The organism is Curtobacterium sp. ABR8 (assembly GCF_057812125.1).
This window is the reverse complement of sequence record NZ_CM173818.1, coordinates 3,801,921-3,823,008: the sequence shown is the minus strand read 5'-3', so window position 1 is coordinate 3,823,008 and position 21,088 is coordinate 3,801,921. Positions and strand designations below refer to the sequence as shown.

Below are 21,088 nucleotides of genomic sequence, written 5' to 3'. Positions count from 1 at the left end.
TGCGTCCGCAAGGGCGGCGTGAGGAAACCGTTAGGAGCGGCCGGGAGGCCCGGTGCAGGATCCAGCATCGGTCCAGGCACCACACGTGGTGCCGTCCGCGTCGCCCGGCGCGGACACCGCAGACCTTCTGGAGTCCCTCGTGTTCGACGTGTTCGTCGTCGCCGGTGTCCTCGCCGTGTTCGGCGTGGTGGCACTGATCGCCAAGGGGGTGGAACGGCTGTGATCGGCATCACCATCGCGGCCGCCGTCCTCGGCATCGCCGCAGTCGTGTACCTCGTCTGGGCGCTCGTGCGTCCGGAGCGCTTCTAGTGGGCGCCGCTGACGTCTGGGCGGGGATCGTCCAGGTCGCCACGCTCGTCCTGCTGCTCGTCGTCGCCTACCGCCCGCTCGGCGACTGGATGGCGAAGGTCTTCACACCCGTCCGGCACAACCGGGTCGAGCGCGGGGTCTACCGGCTGATCGGGGTCGACCCGGACGCCGAACAGTCGTGGCCCGTGTACCTGCGCGGCGTCCTGCTCTTCAGCGTCGTCGGGCTGCTGCTCGTCTACCTGCTGCAGCGCGTCCAGGTCGTGCTGCCCGGCGACCTCGGCCTGCCGGCCGTGGGTCCGTCGCTCGCGTTCAACACCGCGGCCTCGTTCGTCGCGAACACGAACTGGCAGTCGTACTCACCGGAGGTGACCGTCGGCTACACCGTGCAGATGGCCGGCCTCGCGGTGCAGAACTTCCTGTCCGCCGCCGTCGGCCTCGCCGTCGCCGTCGCCCTGGTGCGCGGGTTCGCCCGCCGCAAGTCCGGCACCCTCGGCAACGTGTGGGTGGACGTCGTCCGCGGTGTCGGTCGCCTGCTGCTGCCCGGTGCGTTCGTGTTCGCGATCGTGCTCGTCGCCGGCGGTGTCATCCAGTCGTGGGGGAGCGGCACCGACGTGACCACGCTCATCGGTGGCACGCAGCACATCCCCGACGGGTTCGTCGCGTCGCAGGAGGCGATCAAGGAACTCGGCACGAACGGCGGCGGCTACTTCAACGCCAACTCGGCACACCCGTTCGAGAACCCGCAGGCGTGGACGAACCTGGTCGAGGTCTTCCTGATGCTCGTCATCCCGTTCTCGCTGCCCCGCACGTTCGGGCGGCTCGTCGGTGACGACCGCCAGGGCTACGCGATCCTCACCGTGATGGGCGCGATCTTCCTCGTGTCCCTGTCGGTGATGTCGATCGCCGAGCTCGGCGGCGGCGGACTCGCGACGCACGCGGCCGGAGCGGCGATGGAGGGCAAGGAGACCCGGTTCGGCATCCTCGGCACCACCCTGTTCGGCACGACGTCGACCGCGACCTCGACCGGTGCGGTGAACGGCATGTTCGACAGCTTCACCCCGATCGGCGGGATGATGGCGATGCTGAACATGATGCTCGGCGAGGTCACCCCGGGCGGTGTCGGCTCCGGCCTGTACGGCATGCTCGTGCTCGCCGTCATCACGGTGTTCATCGGCGGCCTGCTCGTCGGCCGGACGCCGGAGTACCTCGGCAAGAAGATCCGCGCCAAGGAGATGACCTTCGCGGCGCTGTACATCCTGGTGACGCCGACCCTGGTGCTCCTCGCCACCGGGCTGTCCCTGGTCATCCCCGGCGTCCGCGAACAGGTGCTCGGCACGTCGATCTTCAACCCCGGCAACCACGGGCTGTCCGAGCTGCTCTACGCGTTCACCTCGGGCGCGAACAACAACGGCTCGGCCTTCGGTGGACTCACCGCGAACACCACGTGGATGAACTCCTCGCTCGGCGTCGTGATGCTGCTCGGCCGCTTCGTGCCGATGGTGTTCGTCCTGGCGCTCGCCGGGTCCCTCGCCGCCCAGGACCGAGTGCCGGAGACCGCCGGCACGCTCCCCACCCACCGCCCGCTGTTCATCGGGCTGCTCGGCGGCGTCGCCGTCATCGTCACCGCTCTCACCTACTTCCCGGTGCTCGCACTGGGCCCGCTCGCAGAAGGACTGTCATGACCGTGACCACCGAGCCGGAACCGCGCACCGCAGTGGAGCCGGCCACCCGCTCGTCCGCATTCGGACCCCGCCAACTGGTGGCGGGCCTCCCGGGCGCCCTGCGGAAACTCGATCCGCGACTCATGTGGCGGAACCCCGTCATGTTCATCGTCGAGGTCGGCGCAGCGCTGACGACGGCCGCCGCCGTCGTCGAGCCGTCCGCGTTCACCATCGCGATCGCGGTGTGGCTCTGGCTCACCGTCGTCTTCGCCAACCTGGCGGAGTCGGTCGCCGAGGGGCGGGGCAAGGCGCAGGCCGACACCCTGCGGAAGACCCGCTCGACCACGAGCGCTCGCCGGGTGCTCGGCTACGACCAGGCCGACGCTGCAGCGGTCGGCAACGAGACCGAGGAGGTCGCATCGGTCGACCTGGCCAAGGGCGACGTGGTGGTCGTTGTCGCCGGCGAGGTGATCCCGGGCGACGGCGACGTCATCGACGGCATCGCGTCCGTCGACGAGTCGGCCGTCACGGGGGAGTCCGCACCGGTCATCCGCGAGTCCGGCGGTGACCGCAGTGCCGTCACCGGTGGCACCCGCGTGCTGTCGGACCGGATCATCGTGCGCATCACCTCGACCCCGGGCGAGACCTTCATCGACCGGATGATCCGCCTGGTCGAGGGCGCCGCACGTCAGAAGACGCCGAACGAGATCGCGCTGAACATCCTGCTCGCCTCGCTGTCGATCGTCTTCGTGATCGTCTGCCTGACGATGCAGCCCATCGCGGGACTCGTCGGTGCGACGGTCAGCGTGCCGGTGCTCATCGCCCTGCTCGTCTGCCTCATCCCGACCACCATCGGGGCCCTGCTCTCCGCGATCGGCATCGCCGGCATGGACCGGCTCGTGCAGCACAACGTGCTCGCGATGTCGGGCCGCGCGGTCGAGGCCGCCGGCGACATCACCACCCTGCTGCTCGACAAGACGGGCACGATCACGTACGGCAACCGCCGGGCGTCACGGGTGGTGCCGGTGCCGGGTGTGCCCGAAGCCTCGCTGATGGAGGCAGCAGCCCTGTCGAGCGCTGCGGACTCGACGCCCGAAGGACGTTCGATCGTGTCGCTCGCTGCCGACGCCGGGGTGACGCCGGCACTGCCCGACGGCGCCGTCGAGGTGCCGTTCACGGCGCAGACGCGCATGTCCGGTCTGGACCTGCCGGACGGATCGCAGATCCGCAAGGGTGCCGCTGCCGCCGTGCTCGCCTGGGCGGACACCAGCGAGCCTGGTGTCGTGTCGGCCATCGACTCGACCGTGGCGGAGATCTCCGACCAGGGCGGGACGCCGCTCGTCGTCGGTCGCCGCTCCTCGGACGGCGCGGTCGCCCTGCTCGGCGTCGTGCACCTGAAGGACGTCGTCAAGGACGGCATGGCATCACGGTTCGCCGAGCTCCGGTCGATGGGCATCCGCACGGTGATGATCACCGGTGACAACCCCCGCACCGCGGCCGCGATCGCGCACGAAGCCGGCGTCGACGACTTCCTCGCCGAGGCCACCCCGGAGGACAAGCTCGCCTACATCAAGCGCGAGCAGGAGGGCGGCAACCTCGTCGCCATGACCGGTGACGGCACCAACGACGCCCCGGCCCTGGCGCAGGCGGACGTCGGCGTCGCGATGAACACCGGCACGACGGCGGCGAAGGAGGCGGGCAACATGGTCGACCTCGACTCCGACCCGACCAAGCTCATCGACGTCGTCCGCATCGGCAAGCAGCTGCTCATCACCCGCGGGGCCCTGACCACCTTCTCCATCGCCAACGACGTCGCGAAGTACTTCGCGATCATCCCGGCGATGTTCCAGGCGGCGTTCCCCGGGCTCGCAGCGCTCAACGTCATGGGGCTGCACAGCCCGTCGTCCGCGATCCTGTCGGCGGTCGTCTTCAACGCGCTCGTCATCGTGGCGCTCATCCCGCTGTCCCTGCGTGGCGTCAAGTACCGCGCGGCCGCAGCGTCGTCGATCCTCGGCCGCAACCTGCTCGTCTACGGGCTCGGCGGCGTGGTCGTCCCCTTCATCGGCATCAAACTGATCGACCTCGTGGTCGGTCTCATCCCGGGGTTCTAGTCATGGCATCTGCACGTTCCACCGTCCGTTCCGCCGGTGTGGCGATCCGCCTCACCCTGCTCGCCACCGTCGTGCTCGGCGTCGGCTACCCGCTCGCCGTCTGGGGGGTCGGCCAGGCGGCGTTCCACGACCAGGCCAACGGCTCGATGGTCACGGACTCGTCCGGCACGGCCGTCGGTTCCTCGTTGATCGGGCAGTCGTTCACCGGCAAGCAGGCCGATCGCTGGTTCCAGTCGCGGCCGTCAGCAGCTGGCGAGGACGGCTACGACGCGCAGGGCTCGTCCGGCTCGAACCTCGGGCCGAACAACCCGGACCTGCTCGCGGCCGTCGAGGACCGTCGTGCGGCACTGGCAGAGGCCGACGGGGTCTCGGAGGCGGACGTCCCCGCCGACGCGGTCACCGCCTCGGGTTCGGGTCTCGACCCGGACATCAGCCCCGAGTACGCGTCGCAACAGGTCGCGCGTGTGGCTGCGGCGCGGGGCGTGTCCGAGGACACGGTGCGGCAGTTGGTCGCATCGCACACCGAGTCGCGGCAGCTCGGGTTCCTCGGCGAGCCCGTCGTGAACGTGCTGGCCCTGAACCTCGCGCTGGCGAAGCTGTCCTGACGTGCGGTCACCTCGCCGCCCAGCTCGGCCGTCCGCCGATGCCGTCGATCAGATCGTCGTGCTCGTCGATCAACCGTCGGACGACATCGGCGTGACGGTCGCACGGGCCGACGGTCTCGGCGAGGTGTGCGAGCAGTTCGAGGGAGTGCGCCGGTGTGCGCTTCGGCAGCCCCTCGAGTCGAGCGACCAGGTCGGCGGGGGAGCGGAAGGTCGGCGGCGGGATCCGGAAGCTGCGGCCCCAGAGCCGCGTGTGGTGGGCGCAGCAGTTCCGGACGTGCGTGATGTGGTGCAGGCACGGACGGAGCGTTCCCGCAGGCAGGCGGAACGCGAGGGCCACCGCATCGTGCAATCGGGGTTCCAGGGCGCCCGTCAGCCGCGAGAGTTCACCGAAGCTGAGCTCCTCGGCCAGCATCCCGAAGGGAACCTGATCGAGCGCTCGCTCTCGCCAGACCTTCTGCGTCACCGGGTCGTTTGCTCGGTTGAGTACTCCTGCTGCGCGCCGCAGCAGCGAGTCGTGGTCGAACGTGTCCCGGAACGAAGAAAAGAGTGCCCCGCGCCGACAAGCGACGCGGGGCGGTACAGTCCCACCCGATTTGAGGAAGCCGAGGCTCGAGCCTTGGTGGGAACGGTTACGAGGAGAATATCAGTCGACCGGCTGCCCCGCAACAGCGGACGCGAGAGGATGAGCACGTGAAGCGCGGCAAGCTGCGGGTCCTGCTCGGTGCCGCACCGGGCGTCGGCAAGACGTTCACCATGCTCGAAGAGGGTCGCCGGCTGCTCGACGAGGGCCGTGACGTCGTCGTCGCCGTCGTCGAGACGCACGAGCGCGCCGCCACCGCCGCCCTCGTCACCGGACTCGAAGTGGTGCCCCGCCGCTCGGTCGCGCACCGTGGTGTGGAGCTCGACGACCTCGACCTCGACGCCGTCATCGCCCGGGCGCCCGAGGTCGCCCTCGTCGACGAACTCGCGCACACGAACGCCCCCGGCAGTGCGAACGAGAAGCGCTGGCAGGACGTCGAGGCCCTGCGTGACGCCGGCATCGACGTCATCTCGACGGTGAACGTGCAGCACATGCAGTCCCTCGGCGACGTGGTGCGGGAGATCACCGGCACCGTCCAGCGCGAGACCGTCCCCGACGCCGTGGTGCGCGCGGCCGACCAGATCGAGGTCGTGGACCTGGCCCCGGCAGCGCTGCGCGAACGGCTGTCCGACGGACTCGTGTACCCGGCCGCCCGGATCGATGCGGCGCTGTCGAACTACTTCCGGCTCGGCAACCTGACGGCCCTGCGTGAGATCGCGTTGCTCTGGCTCGCCGACGAGGTCGACGACGCGCTCAAGGCCTACCGCGCCGAACACGGCATCGAGCACCGCTGGGAGACCCGGGAACGGGTGCTGGTCGCCCTGACCGGCGGGCCCGAGGGTGAGACCCTGCTCCGTCGCGGTGCCCGTATCGCCGCCCGCAGTGCCGGGGGCGAACTCGCGGCCGTGCACGTGACGACGAACGACGGTCTGCGCGTGCGGCACCCGGGGGCGCTCGGCAAGCAGCGGACCCTGCTCGAGCAGCTCGGTGGCACGTACCACCAGGTCGTCGGCGACGACGTGCCGTCGACCCTCGTGCGGTTCGCGCGGTCGATCGACGCGACCCAGATCGTCATCGGCGTCAGCCGACGCAGTCGTCTCGCTGCCGCGATGACCGGTCCGGGGATCGGCAACACCGTGATCCGGGAGTCCGGCGACATCGACGTCCACGTCGTCACCCACGAGCGTGCCGGCGGCGGGATCACCCTGCCGAAGCTCGGTGGCAGCCTGTCGCGCGGGCGGGTCCTCGCCGCCTTCGTGCTGTCGGTCCTGGTCGGGCCCCTGCTCACCTGGGCGCTGTCGATCGGCAGCGACCCCGACGCCATCACCGTCGACGTGCTGGCGTACCAGTTGCTCGTGCTCGTCGTGGCGCTCGTGGGCGGGATGTGGCCAGCGGTGTTCACGGCCGTGCTGTCCGGGCTGAGCCTCGACTACTTCTTCGTGCAACCCCTCTACATGGTCACCGTCCAGCAGCCGTGGCACCTGTTCGCCCTGGTCATGTACGTGATCAGTGCGGTGCTGGTCAGCTTCGTGGTCGACCGGTCCGCGCGCCGATCGCGTGCCGCCCGCCGCGCCTCGGCCGAGTCCGGGCTCCTGATGGGCATCGCCGGCAGCGTGCTCCGTGGTGACGACGCCCTGCAGGCACTGCTCGACCGCACCCGTGAGGCCTTCGGCTTCGCCGGCGTCCGGATCCGCCAGGGCGACGAGGTGCCGGCCACCTCCGGCGAGTTCGGCGCGACGCCGGACGCGTCCACGACGCTGGCCTCCGGGGCCGTCCTCGAGTTCGCGGGTGCGCCCGACGACCCGACCCAGCGCCGACTGCTGCGGGTCGTCGAGCAACAGCTCGACGCCGCCGTCGAGCACCGCGAGCTGACCCGCACGGCCGTCGGCGCCGAGCGCATCGCCGCCGCCGACCGGGTCAGGAGCGCGCTGCTCGCGGCCGTCGGCCACGACGTGCGCCGACCCATCGCAGCGGCCTCCGCCGCCGTGCAGACGCTGCGTGCGCCCGACATCGACCTGTCACGGGCCGACCGGGAGGCGCTGCTCGCGACCGCCGACGAGAGCCTCGGTCAGCTGGCGGTGCTGTTGGCAGACCTGTTGGACGTCAGCCGCGTGCAGGCCGGTGTCCTCGCGGTCACCCCGGCTGCGATCGCGCTCGAGACGGTGGTCGCCCCCGCGCTCGACGAGCTGGAGCTCGGCCCCGACGACGTCGACCTCGACCTGCCCGCCGACCTGCCGCCGGTGCTCGCCGACCCGGTCCTGCTGCAGCGGGTCGTCGTGAACCTCCTCGCGAACGCGGCCCGGTACGCCCCGGACGGTACCCACGTGCGGATCGCCGCGAGCGCGTTCGCCGGCGGGGTCGAGCTCCGCGTCGCCGACCACGGCCCCGGCATTCCCGAGGATCGCCGCGACGAGGTGTTCCAGCCGTTCCAGCGACTCGGCGACACCGACAACGAGACCGGCCTCGGACTCGGACTGGCGCTGGCGCGCGGGTTCACCGAGGGCATGGGCGGCACGATCGAGGTCGACGACACCCCGGGTGGTGGACTCACCGTCGTGGTGCGGCTGCCGATCGCCGGGCACGTGGGAGTGGAGCTCCGATGAAGGTGTTGATCGCCGACGACGACGCACAGCTCGTCCGGGCGCTCTCCGTGACGCTCGCCGCCCGCGGGTACGACGTCGTGACGGCGAAGGACGGCCGCGCTGCGATCGACACCGTCATCACCGAACGTCCCGACCTGGTGCTGCTCGACCTCGGGATGCCCCGGCTCGACGGCATCGGTGTCCTCGAGGGCATCCGGGGCTGGTCGCAGGTGCCGGTGCTGGTGCTGTCCGGACGGACGGACTCGTCCGACAAGGTCGACGCGCTCGACGCCGGCGCCGACGACTACGTGACGAAGCCGTTCCAGATGGACGAGCTGCTGGCGCGGCTGCGGGCCCTCGGACGGCGTCGCGTCCCGACCGGCGTGGACACCGTGCCGACGATCCGGATCGGCGACCTGGTCGTGGACCTCGTGGCGAAGCAGGTGACCCCGGCCAGCGGTCCCGCGATCCGGCTGACCCCGACCGAGTGGCGTCTGCTCGAGGTGCTCGTCACGAACCCTGACCGGCTGATGACCCGCGAGATGCTGCTGACCGAGGTGTGGGGGCCGTCGCACGGCAACGACTCCGGGTACCTGCGGCTGTACATGGCGCAGCTGAGGCGGAAGCTCGAGCCCGACCCAGCGCACCCGCGGTACCTGGTGACGGAGTCCGGTATGGGCTACCGCTTCGCCCCCGCCGGGGTCACGCCCGGGAACTGAAGGCCGCGAGCTCGGCACGGGTGCGGGCGCCGTGCTTCCGGAGCAGGTTCGCCACGTGGTACTTCACGGTGTTCACGCTGATGCCCAGGCCCTCGGCGATCTCGCGGTTGCCGACGCCCGTCGCGAGCAGCCGCAGCACGTCGCGCTCCCGCGGGGTGAGGTCGTCGTCCGCGACCGAGTCCACCTCGGTCGGTGACGGGTCGAGGGGCAGCGAGATGTCGAGCACGGAGCCCCAGTCGGGTGTGCTCGACACCTGGACGCGCCCGTCGAGGGTGACGACGCGCTCCGCGATCGGCCGCATGGCGTCGTCGTGCACGTCGAGGGTGCCGGACCCGTCGTCACGGAGCTGCATGAGCAGGTTCCGGCCGTCGCAGTCCCACTGGATGCGGACGCGCTTTGCCGCACCGCCGTCGACCAGGGCGAGCACGGCGGTCCGGACGATGGCCCGGGCCGCGTGTGCGACGTCACCGGGCAGGGCACGACCGGTCGTGGGCGGTTCGACGAACTGCACGTCGAGGTCACCGAACCGGACGAGCGGGCGCAGGTCGGCCCGCAGCCGTGAGAACGCTCCGGTGACCGGCTCGAGCAGGGTGCTGCGCTGGTGGTCGGTCTCGGTGCGCAGGTCGACGAGCGCGGCTGACGCGATCTCGACGGCCTCGGCCCGCGCGGCGGCGTCGGACACCCGCGGTGACCGGAGCACGGCGAGCACGGACTCGAGGGTGAGCGCCTGACGGTCCGCCTGCTCGGCGACCGTCCTGGCGTGTTCCGAGGCGGCGAGCCGACTGGCGGAGCCGCCACGGGCCTCCCGGTCCGTTCCCGATGCGTCCATGGGAGCCGAACCTACCTGTCCCACCCGTGCGGACGGGGCCACCCGATCGGGTGGGGAGCCTGCCGACGCGGGTAGCGGTGCACCAGGCGGCGTGACGGCATGCTCGTGGACATGGCAGAACCCACCGTCCCCGCAGCGTTCGACGTGATCGTGCGTGAGGTCACCGACCTCGCCGCGAACGTCGACGACGCGTCGGCTGAGCGCGCCCTCGACCTGATCGACCGGAGCCACCGGGTCTTCGTGCACGGCGCCGGCCGGTCCGGCCTGGCACTGCGCATGACGGCGATGCGGCTCATGCACCTCGGACGTGACGTCCACGTCGTCGGCGAGACCACCACGCCAGCGATCCGCCCCGGGGACGTGCTCCTCGTCGCGAGCGGATCCGGCACGACCAGCGGCATCGTGCAGGCGGCCCGCACCGCGCACGACGTCGGAGCGTCCGTCGTCGCACTGTCGACCACCGACGACTCGCCGTTGTCCGAGGTGGCCGACGTCACCCTCGTGCTGCCGGCAGCGACGAAGACCGATCGCTCCGGCACGGCCTCGGCCCAGTACGCCGGCAGCCTCTTCGAACAGGCCGTCGCCCTGGTCGGCGATGCCCTGTTCCACACGCTCTGGTCCCGCGGCGGGCAGTCCGCCGACGACCTCTGGCCCCGACACGCCAACCTCGAATGAAAGGCATCCACATGCAGCTCCAGTTCGCCATGGACACCCTGACCACCGAAGCCGCCCTCGAACTCGCCGCAGCGGCCGCGCCGCACGTCGACGTCCTCGAGCTCGGCACGCCCCTGATCAAGAGCGCCGGCCTGTCCGCGGTCACCGCTATCAAGGAAGCCCACCCGGACAAGATCGTCTTCGCCGACCTCAAGACCATGGACGCCGGCGAGCTCGAGGCCGACATCGCGTTCTCGGCCGGTGCCGACCTGGTCACCGTCCTCGGTGTCGCCGGCGACTCGACCATCGTCGGGGCCGTCAAGGCCGCGAAGAAGCACGGCAAGGGCATCGTCGTCGACCTGATCGGCGTCTCCGACAAGGCAGCCCGTGCCCGCGAGGTCGTCGCGCTCGGTGCCGAGTTCGTCGAGGTCCACGCCGGGCTCGACGAGCAGGCGGAAGAGGGCTTCACGTTCTCGACGCTGCTCGACGCCGGCAAGGAGTCGGGTGTCCCCTTCTCGATCGCGGGTGGCGTGAACGCGTCCTCCGTCGCCTCGGTGCAGGAGGCCGGTGCCCGCGTCGCCGTCGCCGGCAGCGCGATCTACAGCGCGTCGGACGTCGGCGCCGCAGCTGCCGAGATCCGCGCCGCCATCACGGCGTAGCGCCCGCGGCGTCCGCGTCGCGATGGTGAGCAGAAATGGTCGAGTGCGTACCCCGCACCCGACCATTTCTGCTCACGAAGCGAACGCCGCCGGTCCTGGTGCGCCGTACGGTGGTCGCATGAACCGAGTGCTGCGGTGGACCGCGTGGATCGTCGCCGTGCTGCTGGTGGTCGTGGTGGTGTTCCTCGTCTGGGCGCACATCGTCATGCAGGGCACCCGGAGCGCTGCGCTGCAGGTCTGGCGCGACGACCGTGTGTCGGTCCAGGACGCCGGTGACTCCGTCGTGATGACCCCGACCGGGCAGGCCGACGGCAAGGGCATCGTGTTCATCCCGGGCGCCAAGGTCGACCCGTACGCGTACATGGCGACCTTCCGGCAGGTGGTCGCGAACGGCACGACGGTCGTCATCACGAAGCCGACCCTGAACCTCGCGTTCTTCGACACCCGGCCGCTCTCCACCTTCGAGGCGCATGCGCCGGACGTCGCGACGTGGGCAGTCGGCGGGCACTCGCTGGGCGGGGTGCGCGCCTGCCAGCTCGCGCAGGACGCGGACGGCCTGCTGCTGCTCGGCAGCTACTGCGCGAACGACATCAGCACGTCGTACATCGACGTGCTGAGCGTCTCGGGCTCACGTGACGGGCTCTCGACGCCCGACAAGGTCGACGCTGCCCGGCACCTGCTGCCGTCGACCGCGACGATGACCGAGGTCCAGGGTTCGAACCACGCCGACTTCGGCGCGTACGGCGACCAGCCGGGCGACCGCACGGCGACCATCAGCCGCGAGGACGCCCGCCAGCAGATCTCGTCGGCGATCGAGGCGTGGGTGCGCGACCTGCCGCCGGCCCCCGGCCTGCGCTGACCGGGAGGCCCGTGGTGCGTCGCGTCAGCGGATGACGCCCGCCTCGTGGTCGCGTCCAGAGCGTCGCCCGGTCACCCGGGCGACGAAGTACAGCACCACGCCGACGGCGAGCAGGATCGCCGCGTACAGCCAGACCTGCCCGCTCTGCTGCGTCAGCAGCAGCACGCACGAGGCGACGCCGAGCACGGGGACGAACGTCCACACCCGGAAGTGCTCGTGGTCGACGCGGTCACGGCGCAGCACGAGGACGGCGACGTTCGTGCTGATGAACACGAAGAGCAGCAGGAGCACGACGGTCTCGGCCAGGACGCCCACGTCGCCGACCAGGGTGAGGAGCATCGCGACGACGGTGGTCGCCCCGATCGCGGTCCACGGCGTCTTCCGGTTCGGCAGCACCTTGGCCAGCAGCGCGGGCAACAGCCGCTGTTCCGCCATGCCGTAGGTGACGCGGCTCGACATGATCATCGTGAGCAGGGCGCCGTTCGCGACGGCCACCAGGGCGATGAGGCTGAAGACCCAGTCCGGGATCGGCACCCCGCTGGCCGACACCACGGCCAGGAGCGGGCCGGTCGAGTCCGACAGCTCGGACGCCGGCAACGCGATCGAACTGGCGAGGCCGACCAGGACGTAGACGACGCCCGCGGTGGCGAGGGCGCCGAACAGGGCCTTGGGGTAGACCCGGCTCGGCTCGCGGACCTCCTCCGCGACGTTCGCCGAGGTCTCGAAGCCGACGAACGAGTAGTAGGCGACGATCGCCGCGCTCAGCGTCGCGAGGGCGGGGTTCGCCTCGGCCGGGAACGCACCGATGCGGGAGACGTCGCCGCCACCGCCGCCCAGCATCACGGCAACGACCACGATGACGATGACGAGCCCCGACACCTCGATGACGGTCATCACGACGTTGCTCCGCAGCGAGTCCGAGATGCCGCGGGCGTTCAGGCAGGCGATCAGCGCGAGGAACACGATCGCGGTCGGCACCGGCGGCAGGTCGACGAAGGTGCCGAGGTAGTCGCCAGCGAAGGCGAGCGACAGACCGGCGGCGCTCGTGACGCCCGCGGCGAGCATGCTGAACCCGACCAGGAACGACACGATGGGCGTCTTGTAGGCGCGCTCCGCGAACACCGCGGCGCCGCCGGCCTTCGGGTACTTCGTCACGAGCTCCGCGTACGAGCCCGCCGTGAGCAGCGCCAGCAGCAGTGCGAGCAGGAGCGGTGCCCAGAGTGCCCCGCCCACGTCCTGCGACAGGGTGCCCATGAGCGCGTAGATCCCGGCACCGAGGACGTCGCCGAGGATGAACAGGTACAGGAGCGGCCCGGTGATGGCCTGCCGGAGCTTGGAGCCGGTGCCGTCGTGCGGGGGTGCCGAGGTCTCGCTGGTCATGGTGGAGCCTTCCGTCCGGACCAGCGTGTCGACCCGCGCCTCAGGGAGTTCACAGGCCGTCGGGCGCGTTTGAACACCCGTCCTGGAGCGGTCCTAGACTCGACGAGAGCAACGTCCACGACCCCCGTTCTCCCTGAAGGGCTGCAGATGACGACGCCGACCCGGCGCACACCCGCGCGACTCGCGGACACGCGAGCGCTCCTGTTCGACCTGGACGGTGTCCTCACCCCCACCGCCGACGTGCACATGCGCGCCTGGAGCCGGCTCTTCACGCCGTACCTCGAGGCGCACGGGGTCGCGCCGTACACGCAGGCCGACTACTTCGCCTACATCGACGGCAAGCCGCGGTACGACGGCGTGCGCTCGCTGCTCGGGTCGCGGGGCATCGACCTGCCGCAGGGCACCCCGGACGACGACCCGGACGCCGACACCGTGTGCGGTCTCGGCAACCGGAAGAACGCCGAGTTCACCGCGGAGCTGGACGAGCACGGTGTCGAGCCGTACCCGGGCTCGCTCCGGTTCCTCACCGCCGCGATCGACGCCGGCTTCCACGTCGCGGTCGTCTCGAGTTCCGCGAACGCCGTCTCGGTGCTGCGGACCGCCGGCATCCTCGACCGGTTCCCCGTCGTCGTCGACGGCCTCGTCGCACGTCAGGACGGCCTCGCCGGCAAGCCCGCCCCCGACACCTACCTCGACGCCGCCGGACGGTTCGGTCTGACCGCCGCCGAGTGCGTCGTGGTCGAGGACGCCACGAGCGGTGTCGAAGCCGGCCGGAACGGGGCCTTCGGCCTCGTCGTCGGGGTCGACCGCGGAGCGGGCGCCGACGCGTTGCGCGCGCACGGTGCCGACGTCGTCGTGACGGACCTCGCCGACCTGGTCGCGGACCTTCCCCGGTCGACCACCAGCACCACGTAGGCCAGCGGACCGGAGGCGATCCGCGCCTCCCGGTCGAACCGACGTCCCCACGCCACTCTCCCTTCCCACGGAGCACCATGAACCCCATCACCTCGGACCCGCTCGACCGCGTCCGGTACCCGGTCGACGAGTGGGCACTCGTCGAGACCGAGTACACCCCCGACCAGCAGGGCGTCGCCGAGACGAACTTCGCCGTCGGCAACGGGTACCTCGGCCTGCGGGGCAACCTCGACGAGGGCCGCGGCGGCGTGCAGTACGGCACGTACATCAACGGGTTCCACGAGACCTGGCCGATCCGGCACGCGGAAGACGCCTTCGGGTTCGCCAAGACCGGGCAGACGATCATCAACGCGCCCGACGCCAAGGTGATCCGGCTGTACGTCGACGACGAGCCCCTGGTGCTGGCCGAGGCGGACATCCTCCGCCACACGCGGCGGCTCGAGTTCCGCGGCGGCTACCTGTTCCGCGAGACCGAGTGGTCGACGCCGTCCGGCAAGCGCGTGCTGATCCGGTCCCGCCGTCTGGTGTCGTTCACCGATCGGCACCTCGCCGTCATCGACTACGAGGTCACCGTGCTCGACGCGGACGCCTCGATCCTGCTGTCCAGCCAGATCCTGAACCGCCAGGACGTGCAGGACGAGTACCACGCGGGGATGCGGGCGGCGGCGAACGCCTTCGACCCACGCAAGGCCGAGGCCTTCACCGACCGGGTGCTCGAACCGAAGCTCAAGCGCAGCACCGGCGCCCGTTCCCTGCTCGGCTACCAGGCGTCGAGCTCCGGCATGACGATCTGCGTCGGCGTGGAGCACCACCTCGAGACCGAGAACAGCTGGGACGAGTCGTCGTCGATCGACGACGACCTGGCGAAGCACGTCTACCGCGTCCAGGCGCGCGCCGGCCAGCCGATCCGGCTCGTGAAGCACGTGGTCTACCACACCTCCCGCGGCGTCCCGGTGCGCGAACTCGCCGACCGATGCGACCGCACGCTCGACCGGGCGCACGCCGAGAACATCGACGAGACGTTCGAGAAGCAGCGCGTCTGGCTCGACGACTACTGGGCGCGGAGCGACGTCGAGATCGCCGGGCAGCCGGCCATCCAGCAGGCCGTCCGGTGGAACCTGTTCATGCTCGCGCAGGCCACCGCCCGCACCGACGGACACGGCATCGCCGCCAAGGGCGTCACCGGCTCCGGGTACGGCGGACACTACTTCTGGGACATGGAGATCTACGTCCTGCCGTTCCTGTCCTACACGGCGCCGATCGTCGCCCGGAACGCCCTGCGCTTCCGCTACAACATGCTCGACGCGGCACGCTCACGGGCACGTGAGCTGAACCAGCGCGGTGCGCTGTTCCCCTGGCGCACGATCAACGGCGAGGAGTCCAGCGCGTACTACGCCGCCGGCACCGCGCAGTACCACATCGACGCCGACATCGCCCATGCCCTGATGCAGTACGTACGGGCGTCCGGAGACACCGAGTTCCTGAAGCGCGGAGCGATCGACGTGCTCGTCGAGACCGCTCGGCTGTGGGCCGACCTCGGATTCTGGCGCTCCAACGGCGACAAGAAGTTCCACATCGACGGCGTCACCGGACCCGACGAGTACACGACCGTGGTCGACGACAACCTGTACACGAACGTCATGGCGCGGGCGAACCTGTGGTTCGCGGTCAACGCGTGCCGCGAGCTCGCGGCCGACGACGTCGAAGAGTACGACCGGATGATCCGACGCACCGGCCTGCGCCCCGACGAGCTCGTCGAGTGGGAGCACGCCGCCGAGTCGATGGAGATCCCCTTCGACCCGCACCGTGGCATCCACCCGCAGGACGCCCAGTTCCTCGACAAGGAACTCTGGGACCTCGAGAACACCCCCGAGTCCAAGCGCCCGCTGCTGCTGCACTACCACCCGCTGGTGATCTACCGGTTCCAGGTGCTCAAGCAGGCCGACGTCGTGCTCGCGCTGTTCCTGCAGGGGCACGAGTTCACCGCGGCCGAGAAGCGCCGCGACTTCGACTACTACGACGCGCTCACCACGGGCGACTCGACGCTGTCGGCGGTCGTGCAGTCGATCATGGCGGCCGAGGTCGGGTACCACGACCTCGCCGACCAGTACTTCCAGACGGCGCTCTACGTCGACCTGGCCGACCTGCACGGCAACACCTCGGACGGCGTGCACATCGCGTCGACCGGCGGCATCTGGGGTGCACTCGTCAACGGGTTCGGCGGCATGCGCGACCACGGCGGCCGGATGACGTTCAACCCGCGGCTGCCGCGGCACTGGGACGCCCTGACCTACCGCCTGACCGTGCGTGGATCGCGCGTCCGGGTGGACCTCGGGCAGGACGCCATGACCTTCACGGTCGAGACGGGCTCGGGCTTCACCGCGTGGGTGCACAACCAGCAGTGGGACATCGAGGCCGGCGAGCCGACCGTGGTGCCGCTGCCGCACCAGGGGCCGCGGATGTCCGGGCACGCCCCGACGACGAGCGACATCCAGGGCACGCTCCGTGCGGACGGCTCCGTGATCACGGCGTCGATCCCGACGATCTCGCTCGAGCGCGACTTCGACGTGGACGAGACGACAACGTAGGGCGTCTGTTCCGCAGGCGCCGATGTCGACTAGCGCAATCCCGCAGGATCGAGTGGCAGCTAACTTTTCGAAACAAGTGCCGCAGTAGCGTTCCGGCCCCGGCCTACACATAGTGTGTCTCTGTGGGATTTTGGCGAGTGTACGGATGGCCGACGGCTGAAGAGTGGGCAGCTTGGTGGACGTTCCTGGCTTGCGTTGTCACACTGCTCGCGCTGACAGTCGCCTACTGCGAGTTTCGAAGGGCGCAACGGCGTGACCGCGACGATAATCGCGCAGCGCTTCTTGTAGACCTCGAGTTCACACGAGGAGGGGCCTACCTCGTCGTCACAAACACGGGTCGGACGGCTGCTCGCGACTGTCGTGTGGTGGTGACGGCGGCGAGCACCGCGGTCCAGTTGATCGACCGCACTCTTCCCCGTCTCGCGCCGGCGTCCCCAGTGAGGCTCAATCTAGGCCTCCAGCTCAGCGCCTTGTCCTCGGGGAGTGACGACACCATCGAGGTAGCTACCCAGCACGATGGCTCAGCGGAGCAGGTGTCGATCTCTCTACGGGACTTCGATGGCACTCTGGTGGAGCGGGATCCGTTGGTCCAGATCGCAGCGGCACTAGAGCGCATTGCACGACGTCGATGACTGCTAAGGTAAACGCCGTCCTTCGGGACTGCTGGCACGGTCGCGTAGGCGGGCACTCCTCTTGGGACTGGTGGGCTCAACGCCCGGCGTGCCACTAGAGTGAGTATATGGGCGGCAGAGCGGCAGTAGTGCGCGTTGCTTGGTTCGACGCGCGGTATCTGCCGCCGGAGTGCAGTCCCAACGACCTGACAAAATTTGAGCGAACACAGAACGACTCACTTTTTACCACATTTGGCATACCAAAGTACGCACAGCTAATTCCGACTCGACTAGTTCCTACCCCGGGGCTCTATCAGCGGGTGAATCGGCGACATTTTTCAATGCGCAACGTACCGTCGCGGCCTCCTTTTGTCCCCGAGGGTGACAAGATGACTGGCGTGCAGATGAATTCTGCGCAAATGAATGTGTTCCCTGGCCGTGTAGTGGTGAGTCAGGTCGCTGCGAAGTATGCGTCTCCGTATGACTCGGGCTTTCTGCCCGTCCTTCAGTCTATGAAGTCGATGAGGTCCGCGTTATCAGTGCCGATCGCGGGAGACTATCTGGACAGTATGCCTCGAACGGCATTTCACGCATTTCCCGGTGTGGAGGGACGGCAGAAGTATTTCGTGGCGGAGATCACGCTTCCCGAGCCAGTGGAGCGGTTGGTGAAAGTGGTCTCGGACGAAAATCGCCATGCCGTGGCTGCTCTGATCGGCGCAGACGAGGACGGCTACCTCAACGACGAAGTCATAAAACGAGTGCTAGATTCAAGTTTAGAACTCAATGCGAAGTCTTCGGGTGAGACGCTACTTCTCAATCGGCAGGGCGCTATCCTGATCAGGGCTAGCGGGAAGTATCTCGGTCCGCATAGAGGCCGTTATGATCGCTTGCGAGATCTTTCTACGATCGGTCTTTACGCGAGGACGTTCTTGCGCGAGAGCCATTTTGCCGCTTCGGGTCAAGCCGCCGAGGCCGATCGGTGGCTTCGAAAAATTGAACAGTGGGTGGGTCATTCTCGCGTGATATTTGACACCAGCGTGTCGAATACTGTGCAATGGGAGGCAATTTCCGCGGCGTTCCTTCTACGTGAGAGGCTCGACGCATGGCATGATTACCACGCACATGACGCGGGACTCCATTTGATTGCTCCTGAAGCCGACAAGCTGATCGAGGCCGTGATCGCCTGAGGCTTCCCAAGATCAGACGCCAAGTCGGCCCGTTCACAGGAGCTTCCGGAGGGTGTTCGTGTTGCGCGTCGTGGTCGTGCGCCTGAAGCGTGCTGCCCCGGCCCGCTTCGCGAACACGGTGTCCGTGCTCGAGCCCTTCGGGCAGGACCAGTACACGACTCCGTCGCCCCGGGCGACCTGCTCGACCGTGGCGTCGAATGCGAGGTCGGCGACCAGCGCGTCGAGGGCGTCGTCGTCGGAGCCGAACACCACGTAGTCGTGCCGGTCGTCCGCCCGGTCGAACGGGAACCCCTCGATCACTGCCGCCAGGTCCTCGTGGCGGACGAGCACGATCCACGCGTCGTAGCCGAAGCGGTCGCGGAGCGCCTGCTCGATCGTCGTCTTGAGGGTGGAGGCGTCGGCATCCGTGCCGAACACCACGTTGCCGGACGCGAGCACCGTGCGGACGTCGGCGAAGCCGAGCCCCCGGAACAGGTCCGCGAGGTCGGCGCTCCTGATCGTGATGCCGTTGACGTTCACTCCGCGCAGCAGCGCGATCCACTTCGCCATGCCCGAACCGTAGCGCGGGCCTGGCCGGTTCAGCCGATCAACTGCACAAGAACCATTGCGCAAGAACCGTTGTGCATCTAGGGTCGGACCATGACCGTTCGCAGACTCGACGACGCCGCCCACATGCGCGCCCTCGCCCACCCGACCCGACTGCAGATCGTCGGGCTCCTGCGCTCCGGTGGGCCGCAGACCGCGGCGATGCTCGGCGAGGAGATCGACGAAGCGCCCGGCACGATCAGCTACCACTGCAAGCGGCTGGCGGACGCGGACTTCATCGAGCCGGCTCCGGAGCTCGGTTCGGACCGGCGGGAACGGTGGTGGCGGGCGACGGCGGACCACACGTCGTGGGATCTCGCCGACGCGTTCGACGATCCGGAACGCATGCTCGCGACGACCGCGCTCGACCACACCGTCGCCGATGCGTACGCGGCCGAGTACGGGCGGTTCATCGATCAGGCGCCCGTCCTGGGGCGTGAGTGGGTCGCGGCGTCGACCAGTTCCGACGAGGTGCTGCGACTGACCGTCGAGGAACTCAGCGGGCTCGGCGCCGAACTGCGCGCCGTGGTCGCGCGATGGACGGCCGTGAGCGACGCGCACACGCCAGGCGACGGCTCGGAGCGCGTCATCGCCGTCACGCAGAGCTACCGGATGGGGCGAGCGTGAACGCCCGGGCCCGGCTGCGTGCACTGCTCGCGGTCCAGGCCGTCTCGAGGACCGGGAACGTCGTCACGACCGTGGCCGTGCCCTTCGCCGTCCTCGCGCGGGGCGGCTCGGCGACGGACGTCGGGATCGCCGCGTTCGCCGCGACGGTGCCGATCGTCCTCGGCGGCCCCTTCGGCGGAGCGCTCGTCGAGCGGGTCGGGTTCGTCCGGTCGAGCGTGGCGTCGGACCTCGTCAGCGGTGCGACCCTGCTGGCGATGCCGGTGCTCGCCTGGACCGTGGGTCTGCCGTTCTGGGCGCTCCTGTCGCTCGTCTTCGTGAGCGGCCTGTTCGACCTGCCGGGGGAGTCCGCACGTCGGGTCCTGCTGCCCGGACTCGCGCGATCGGCCGGCGTTCCGCTGGAGCGGGCGGTCGGGCACTTCGAGGCGTCGCAGCGACTGTCGGTGCTCATCGGCGCGCCGCTCGGCGGTGTGCTCGTGGCGGCTGCCGGCCCGATGGCGGCACTCGTCTGCACCGCGGTGGCGTTCGGCACCGCAGCCCTGCTCGCTGCGGTGCTGGTCCGTCCGGCGGAGGACGACGGAGCGGGCGCGGGCGCTGATGCGGCTCCGACCAACGGGTACTGGCGGGACATCGCCGAGGGCTTCCGGTTCTGCGTCCGCGACCCGTTCTTCCGGCTCGTGATCGCCCTCGTGCTCGTCACGAACCTGCTCGACGCGGCCCGGTCGACGACGTTGCTCCCGCTCTACGCCGCCGACACCCTCGGTGGGGCGCAGGCGCTGGGCTTCGTGACGGGGACCTTCGGCGGTGCGGCGTTCCTCGGGTCGGTGGCCTTCGGGTACGTCGCGCACCGCGTTCCCCGGCGGATCACCTTCGTCCTGTGCTTCGTGCTCGCCGGCGGGCCCTCGCTCCTGGTGCCGGCACTCGGCCTCGGGCTGCCGTGGATGCTCGCCGCGGCGGCGCTGTCGGGGCTCGCCGCCGGGTCGCTCAACCCGATCCTCGGCGCCGTCGAGCTGGAGCGCATCCCGGAGCACATGCGCGCCCGGGTGTTCGGGCTGCTCGGAGCCGGTTCCTGGGCGGGGATCCCCCTCGGCGGGTTGCTCGCCGGCTTCGCGGCCGATGGCATCGGCGTCCAGGCGACGTTCGGGGTGGTCGTCGTGCTCTACACGGTGGTGACGCTCGCGCCACTGACGGGTGGCGCCTGGCGCCTCATGGAGCGACCGGATCCGGAGCGGGCGCCGGCCGAACGCGTGACGACGTAGTCCACGCTCGACGCGGTGCTCACGTCCAGGTCCGCGCGACACCCCAGCCGTTGCCCTCGGGCACGATGTCGACCACCAGCGTGTCCCCGTCGTCGGCGGTCGCCTGGAACCGCCAGCCGACCGTGCGCTCGGGTGCGTGGGTGATCGCGGTCGGCAGTTCGGCCCGTGTGACGGTCAGGCGGGTCGGGGTGTCGCTCACCCGCCAGCGGCGTCCGGCCCAGACCAGCCGGCTCGGCGCGCCCTCGGCCCACCACACCGTGGCGGCCGTCTCCGTGATCATCATCGGGTCTCCTCGTTCGAACGTGTGTTCGAATGCTAGGTCGACTGACGCGACCCCGCAAGGGCTCGCCGACGCGACGGCGGGTCGCGGA

21 protein-coding genes are annotated in these 21,088 nt (G+C 69.9%); 16 read left to right on the top strand and 5 right to left on the bottom strand.

What is annotated here, in order from left to right; all coding sequences use genetic code 11:
• Positions 1-85: 85 nt before the first annotated feature.
• The 5 genes from ACXKZB_RS18280 to kdpC are packed head-to-tail and all read left to right on the top strand — an operon-like array spanning position 86 to position 4,686.
• Positions 86-223, top strand: a complete 138-nt coding sequence (locus tag ACXKZB_RS18280) for a hypothetical protein (protein WP_155896901.1) — start codon at positions 86-88, stop codon at positions 221-223.
• Positions 220-309: a potassium-transporting ATPase subunit F gene (locus tag ACXKZB_RS18275; protein ID WP_017887940.1), complete on the top strand. Its 90-nt coding sequence runs from the start codon at positions 220-222 to the stop codon at positions 307-309. The genes ACXKZB_RS18280 and ACXKZB_RS18275 overlap by 4 nt, the downstream gene beginning before the upstream one ends.
• The gene (gene kdpA / locus ACXKZB_RS18270; RefSeq protein WP_488824097.1) at positions 309-1,991 is read left to right on the top strand and encodes a potassium-transporting ATPase subunit KdpA; all 1,683 of its coding nucleotides are present in this window, start codon (positions 309-311) and stop codon (positions 1,989-1,991) included. Before ACXKZB_RS18275 ends, kdpA begins: the two co-directional genes overlap by 1 nt.
• Positions 1,988-4,081 carry a potassium-transporting ATPase subunit KdpB gene (kdpB, locus tag ACXKZB_RS18265; RefSeq protein ID WP_488824096.1) on the top strand — a complete coding sequence of 698 codons (2,094 nt, stop codon included), beginning with the start codon at positions 1,988-1,990 and terminating at the stop codon, positions 4,079-4,081. Before kdpA ends, kdpB begins: the two co-directional genes overlap by 4 nt.
• Positions 4,082-4,083: 2 nt before the next feature.
• A complete protein-coding gene (kdpC, locus tag ACXKZB_RS18260) occupies positions 4,084-4,686 on the top strand; it encodes a potassium-transporting ATPase subunit KdpC (RefSeq protein WP_488824095.1) in 603 nt (200 codons plus the stop codon).
• 7 nt (positions 4,687-4,693) lie between these two features.
• Here kdpC and ACXKZB_RS18255 read toward each other — a convergent pair whose 3' ends face one another.
• Positions 4,694-5,191 (bottom strand): Abi family protein, encoded by a 498-nt coding sequence (locus ACXKZB_RS18255; protein WP_488825934.1) that lies wholly within the window; start codon positions 5,189-5,191, stop codon positions 4,694-4,696.
• Positions 5,192-5,376: 185 nt separating this feature from the next.
• Here ACXKZB_RS18255 and ACXKZB_RS18250 point away from each other — a divergent pair, with 185 nt between their 5' ends.
• Complete coding sequence (locus ACXKZB_RS18250) at positions 5,377-7,869, top strand: ATP-binding protein (RefSeq protein WP_488824094.1); 2,493 nt, start codon at positions 5,377-5,379, stop codon at positions 7,867-7,869.
• On the top strand, positions 7,866-8,567 hold the full coding sequence (locus ACXKZB_RS18245; RefSeq protein ID WP_488824093.1) for a response regulator: 702 nt from the start codon (positions 7,866-7,868) through the stop codon (positions 8,565-8,567). The genes ACXKZB_RS18250 and ACXKZB_RS18245 overlap by 4 nt, the downstream gene beginning before the upstream one ends.
• Here the strand turns inward: ACXKZB_RS18245 and ACXKZB_RS18240 are convergent.
• Positions 8,551-9,396, bottom strand: a complete 846-nt coding sequence (locus ACXKZB_RS18240) for a helix-turn-helix transcriptional regulator (RefSeq protein ID WP_123311607.1) — start codon at positions 9,394-9,396, stop codon at positions 8,551-8,553. The two genes, ACXKZB_RS18245 and ACXKZB_RS18240, sit on opposite strands and share 17 nt — an antisense overlap.
• Positions 9,397-9,507: 111 nt before the next feature.
• Here ACXKZB_RS18240 and hxlB point away from each other — a divergent pair, with 111 nt between their 5' ends.
• The 3 genes from hxlB to ACXKZB_RS18225 all read left to right on the top strand — a co-directional run bounded on the left by hxlB (position 9,508) and on the right by ACXKZB_RS18225 (position 11,568).
• Positions 9,508-10,071, top strand: a complete 564-nt coding sequence (hxlB, locus tag ACXKZB_RS18235; RefSeq protein ID WP_340197833.1) for a 6-phospho-3-hexuloisomerase — start codon at positions 9,508-9,510, stop codon at positions 10,069-10,071.
• 11 nt (positions 10,072-10,082) lie between these two features.
• On the top strand, positions 10,083-10,709 hold the full coding sequence (gene hxlA / locus ACXKZB_RS18230) for a 3-hexulose-6-phosphate synthase (protein WP_488824092.1): 627 nt from the start codon (positions 10,083-10,085) through the stop codon (positions 10,707-10,709).
• A gap of 118 nt (positions 10,710-10,827) precedes the next feature.
• Positions 10,828-11,568 carry an alpha/beta hydrolase gene (locus ACXKZB_RS18225; RefSeq protein WP_488824091.1) on the top strand — a complete coding sequence of 247 codons (741 nt, stop codon included), beginning with the start codon at positions 10,828-10,830 and terminating at the stop codon, positions 11,566-11,568.
• A 24-nt stretch (positions 11,569-11,592) separates the two neighbouring features.
• On the opposite strand, the gene ACXKZB_RS18220 is transcribed toward ACXKZB_RS18225, so the two are convergent.
• Entirely contained in the window at positions 11,593-12,948 is a 1,356-nt protein-coding gene (locus ACXKZB_RS18220) for an APC family permease (RefSeq protein ID WP_488824090.1), read from the bottom strand.
• 147 nt (positions 12,949-13,095) lie between these two features.
• Here ACXKZB_RS18220 and ACXKZB_RS18215 point away from each other — a divergent pair, with 147 nt between their 5' ends.
• The 4 genes from ACXKZB_RS18215 to ACXKZB_RS18200 all read left to right on the top strand — a co-directional run bounded on the left by ACXKZB_RS18215 (position 13,096) and on the right by ACXKZB_RS18200 (position 18,249).
• Positions 13,096-13,863 carry an HAD family hydrolase gene (locus tag ACXKZB_RS18215; RefSeq protein ID WP_488824089.1) on the top strand — a complete coding sequence of 256 codons (768 nt, stop codon included), beginning with the start codon at positions 13,096-13,098 and terminating at the stop codon, positions 13,861-13,863.
• A gap of 77 nt (positions 13,864-13,940) precedes the next feature.
• Positions 13,941-16,451, top strand: a complete 2,511-nt coding sequence (locus ACXKZB_RS18210) for a glycoside hydrolase family 65 protein (protein WP_488824088.1) — start codon at positions 13,941-13,943, stop codon at positions 16,449-16,451.
• A 122-nt stretch (positions 16,452-16,573) separates the two neighbouring features.
• Positions 16,574-17,083 (top strand): hypothetical protein, encoded by a 510-nt coding sequence (locus tag ACXKZB_RS18205; RefSeq protein WP_488824087.1) that lies wholly within the window; start codon positions 16,574-16,576, stop codon positions 17,081-17,083.
• Positions 17,084-17,451: 368 nt separating this feature from the next.
• Positions 17,452-18,249 carry a hypothetical protein gene (locus ACXKZB_RS18200; RefSeq protein WP_488824086.1) on the top strand — a complete coding sequence of 266 codons (798 nt, stop codon included), beginning with the start codon at positions 17,452-17,454 and terminating at the stop codon, positions 18,247-18,249.
• A 33-nt stretch (positions 18,250-18,282) separates the two neighbouring features.
• Here ACXKZB_RS18200 and ACXKZB_RS18195 read toward each other — a convergent pair whose 3' ends face one another.
• Entirely contained in the window at positions 18,283-18,798 is a 516-nt protein-coding gene (locus ACXKZB_RS18195; RefSeq protein WP_488824085.1) for a DUF1697 domain-containing protein, read from the bottom strand.
• A gap of 90 nt (positions 18,799-18,888) precedes the next feature.
• Here ACXKZB_RS18195 and ACXKZB_RS18190 point away from each other — a divergent pair, with 90 nt between their 5' ends.
• Together ACXKZB_RS18190 and ACXKZB_RS18185 are read left to right on the top strand one after the other, a co-directional pair.
• Positions 18,889-19,461, top strand: a complete 573-nt coding sequence (locus ACXKZB_RS18190; RefSeq protein ID WP_488824084.1) for an ArsR/SmtB family transcription factor — start codon at positions 18,889-18,891, stop codon at positions 19,459-19,461.
• A complete protein-coding gene (locus tag ACXKZB_RS18185) occupies positions 19,458-20,717 on the top strand; it encodes an MFS transporter (protein WP_261783987.1) in 1,260 nt (419 codons plus the stop codon). The genes ACXKZB_RS18190 and ACXKZB_RS18185 overlap by 4 nt, the downstream gene beginning before the upstream one ends.
• Before the next feature lie 19 nt (positions 20,718-20,736).
• On the opposite strand, the gene ACXKZB_RS18180 is transcribed toward ACXKZB_RS18185, so the two are convergent.
• Positions 20,737-21,000 carry a hypothetical protein gene (locus ACXKZB_RS18180; RefSeq protein ID WP_123311624.1) on the bottom strand — a complete coding sequence of 88 codons (264 nt, stop codon included), beginning with the start codon at positions 20,998-21,000 and terminating at the stop codon, positions 20,737-20,739.
• Between the last annotated feature and the right edge of the window lie 88 nt (positions 21,001-21,088).

Bases quoted from the DNA above. Each gene is read 5' to 3' on its own strand.
- kdpB (WP_488824096.1), top strand. From the start codon at position 1,988: ATGACCGTGACCACCGAGCCGGAACCGCGCACCGCAGTGGAGCCGGCC.
- kdpC (WP_488824095.1), top strand. From the start codon at position 4,084: ATGGCATCTGCACGTTCCACCGTCCGTTCCGCCGGTGTGGCGATCCGC.
- ACXKZB_RS18245 (WP_488824093.1), top strand. From the start codon at position 7,866: ATGAAGGTGTTGATCGCCGACGACGACGCACAGCTCGTCCGGGCGCTC.
- ACXKZB_RS18240 (WP_123311607.1), bottom strand. From the start codon at position 9,396: ATGGACGCATCGGGAACGGACCGGGAGGCCCGTGGCGGCTCCGCCAGT.
- hxlB (WP_340197833.1), top strand. From the start codon at position 9,508: ATGGCAGAACCCACCGTCCCCGCAGCGTTCGACGTGATCGTGCGTGAG.
- hxlA (WP_488824092.1), top strand. From the start codon at position 10,083: ATGCAGCTCCAGTTCGCCATGGACACCCTGACCACCGAAGCCGCCCTC.
- ACXKZB_RS18225 (WP_488824091.1), top strand. From the start codon at position 10,828: ATGAACCGAGTGCTGCGGTGGACCGCGTGGATCGTCGCCGTGCTGCTG.
- ACXKZB_RS18220 (WP_488824090.1), bottom strand. From the start codon at position 12,948: ATGACCAGCGAGACCTCGGCACCCCCGCACGACGGCACCGGCTCCAAG.
- ACXKZB_RS18215 (WP_488824089.1), top strand. From the start codon at position 13,096: ATGACGACGCCGACCCGGCGCACACCCGCGCGACTCGCGGACACGCGA.
- ACXKZB_RS18210 (WP_488824088.1), top strand. From the start codon at position 13,941: ATGAACCCCATCACCTCGGACCCGCTCGACCGCGTCCGGTACCCGGTC.
- ACXKZB_RS18200 (WP_488824086.1), top strand. From the start codon at position 17,452: ATGACTGGCGTGCAGATGAATTCTGCGCAAATGAATGTGTTCCCTGGC.
- ACXKZB_RS18195 (WP_488824085.1), bottom strand. From the start codon at position 18,798: ATGGCGAAGTGGATCGCGCTGCTGCGCGGAGTGAACGTCAACGGCATC.
- ACXKZB_RS18190 (WP_488824084.1), top strand. From the start codon at position 18,889: ATGACCGTTCGCAGACTCGACGACGCCGCCCACATGCGCGCCCTCGCC.
- ACXKZB_RS18180 (WP_123311624.1), bottom strand. From the start codon at position 21,000: ATGATGATCACGGAGACGGCCGCCACGGTGTGGTGGGCCGAGGGCGCG.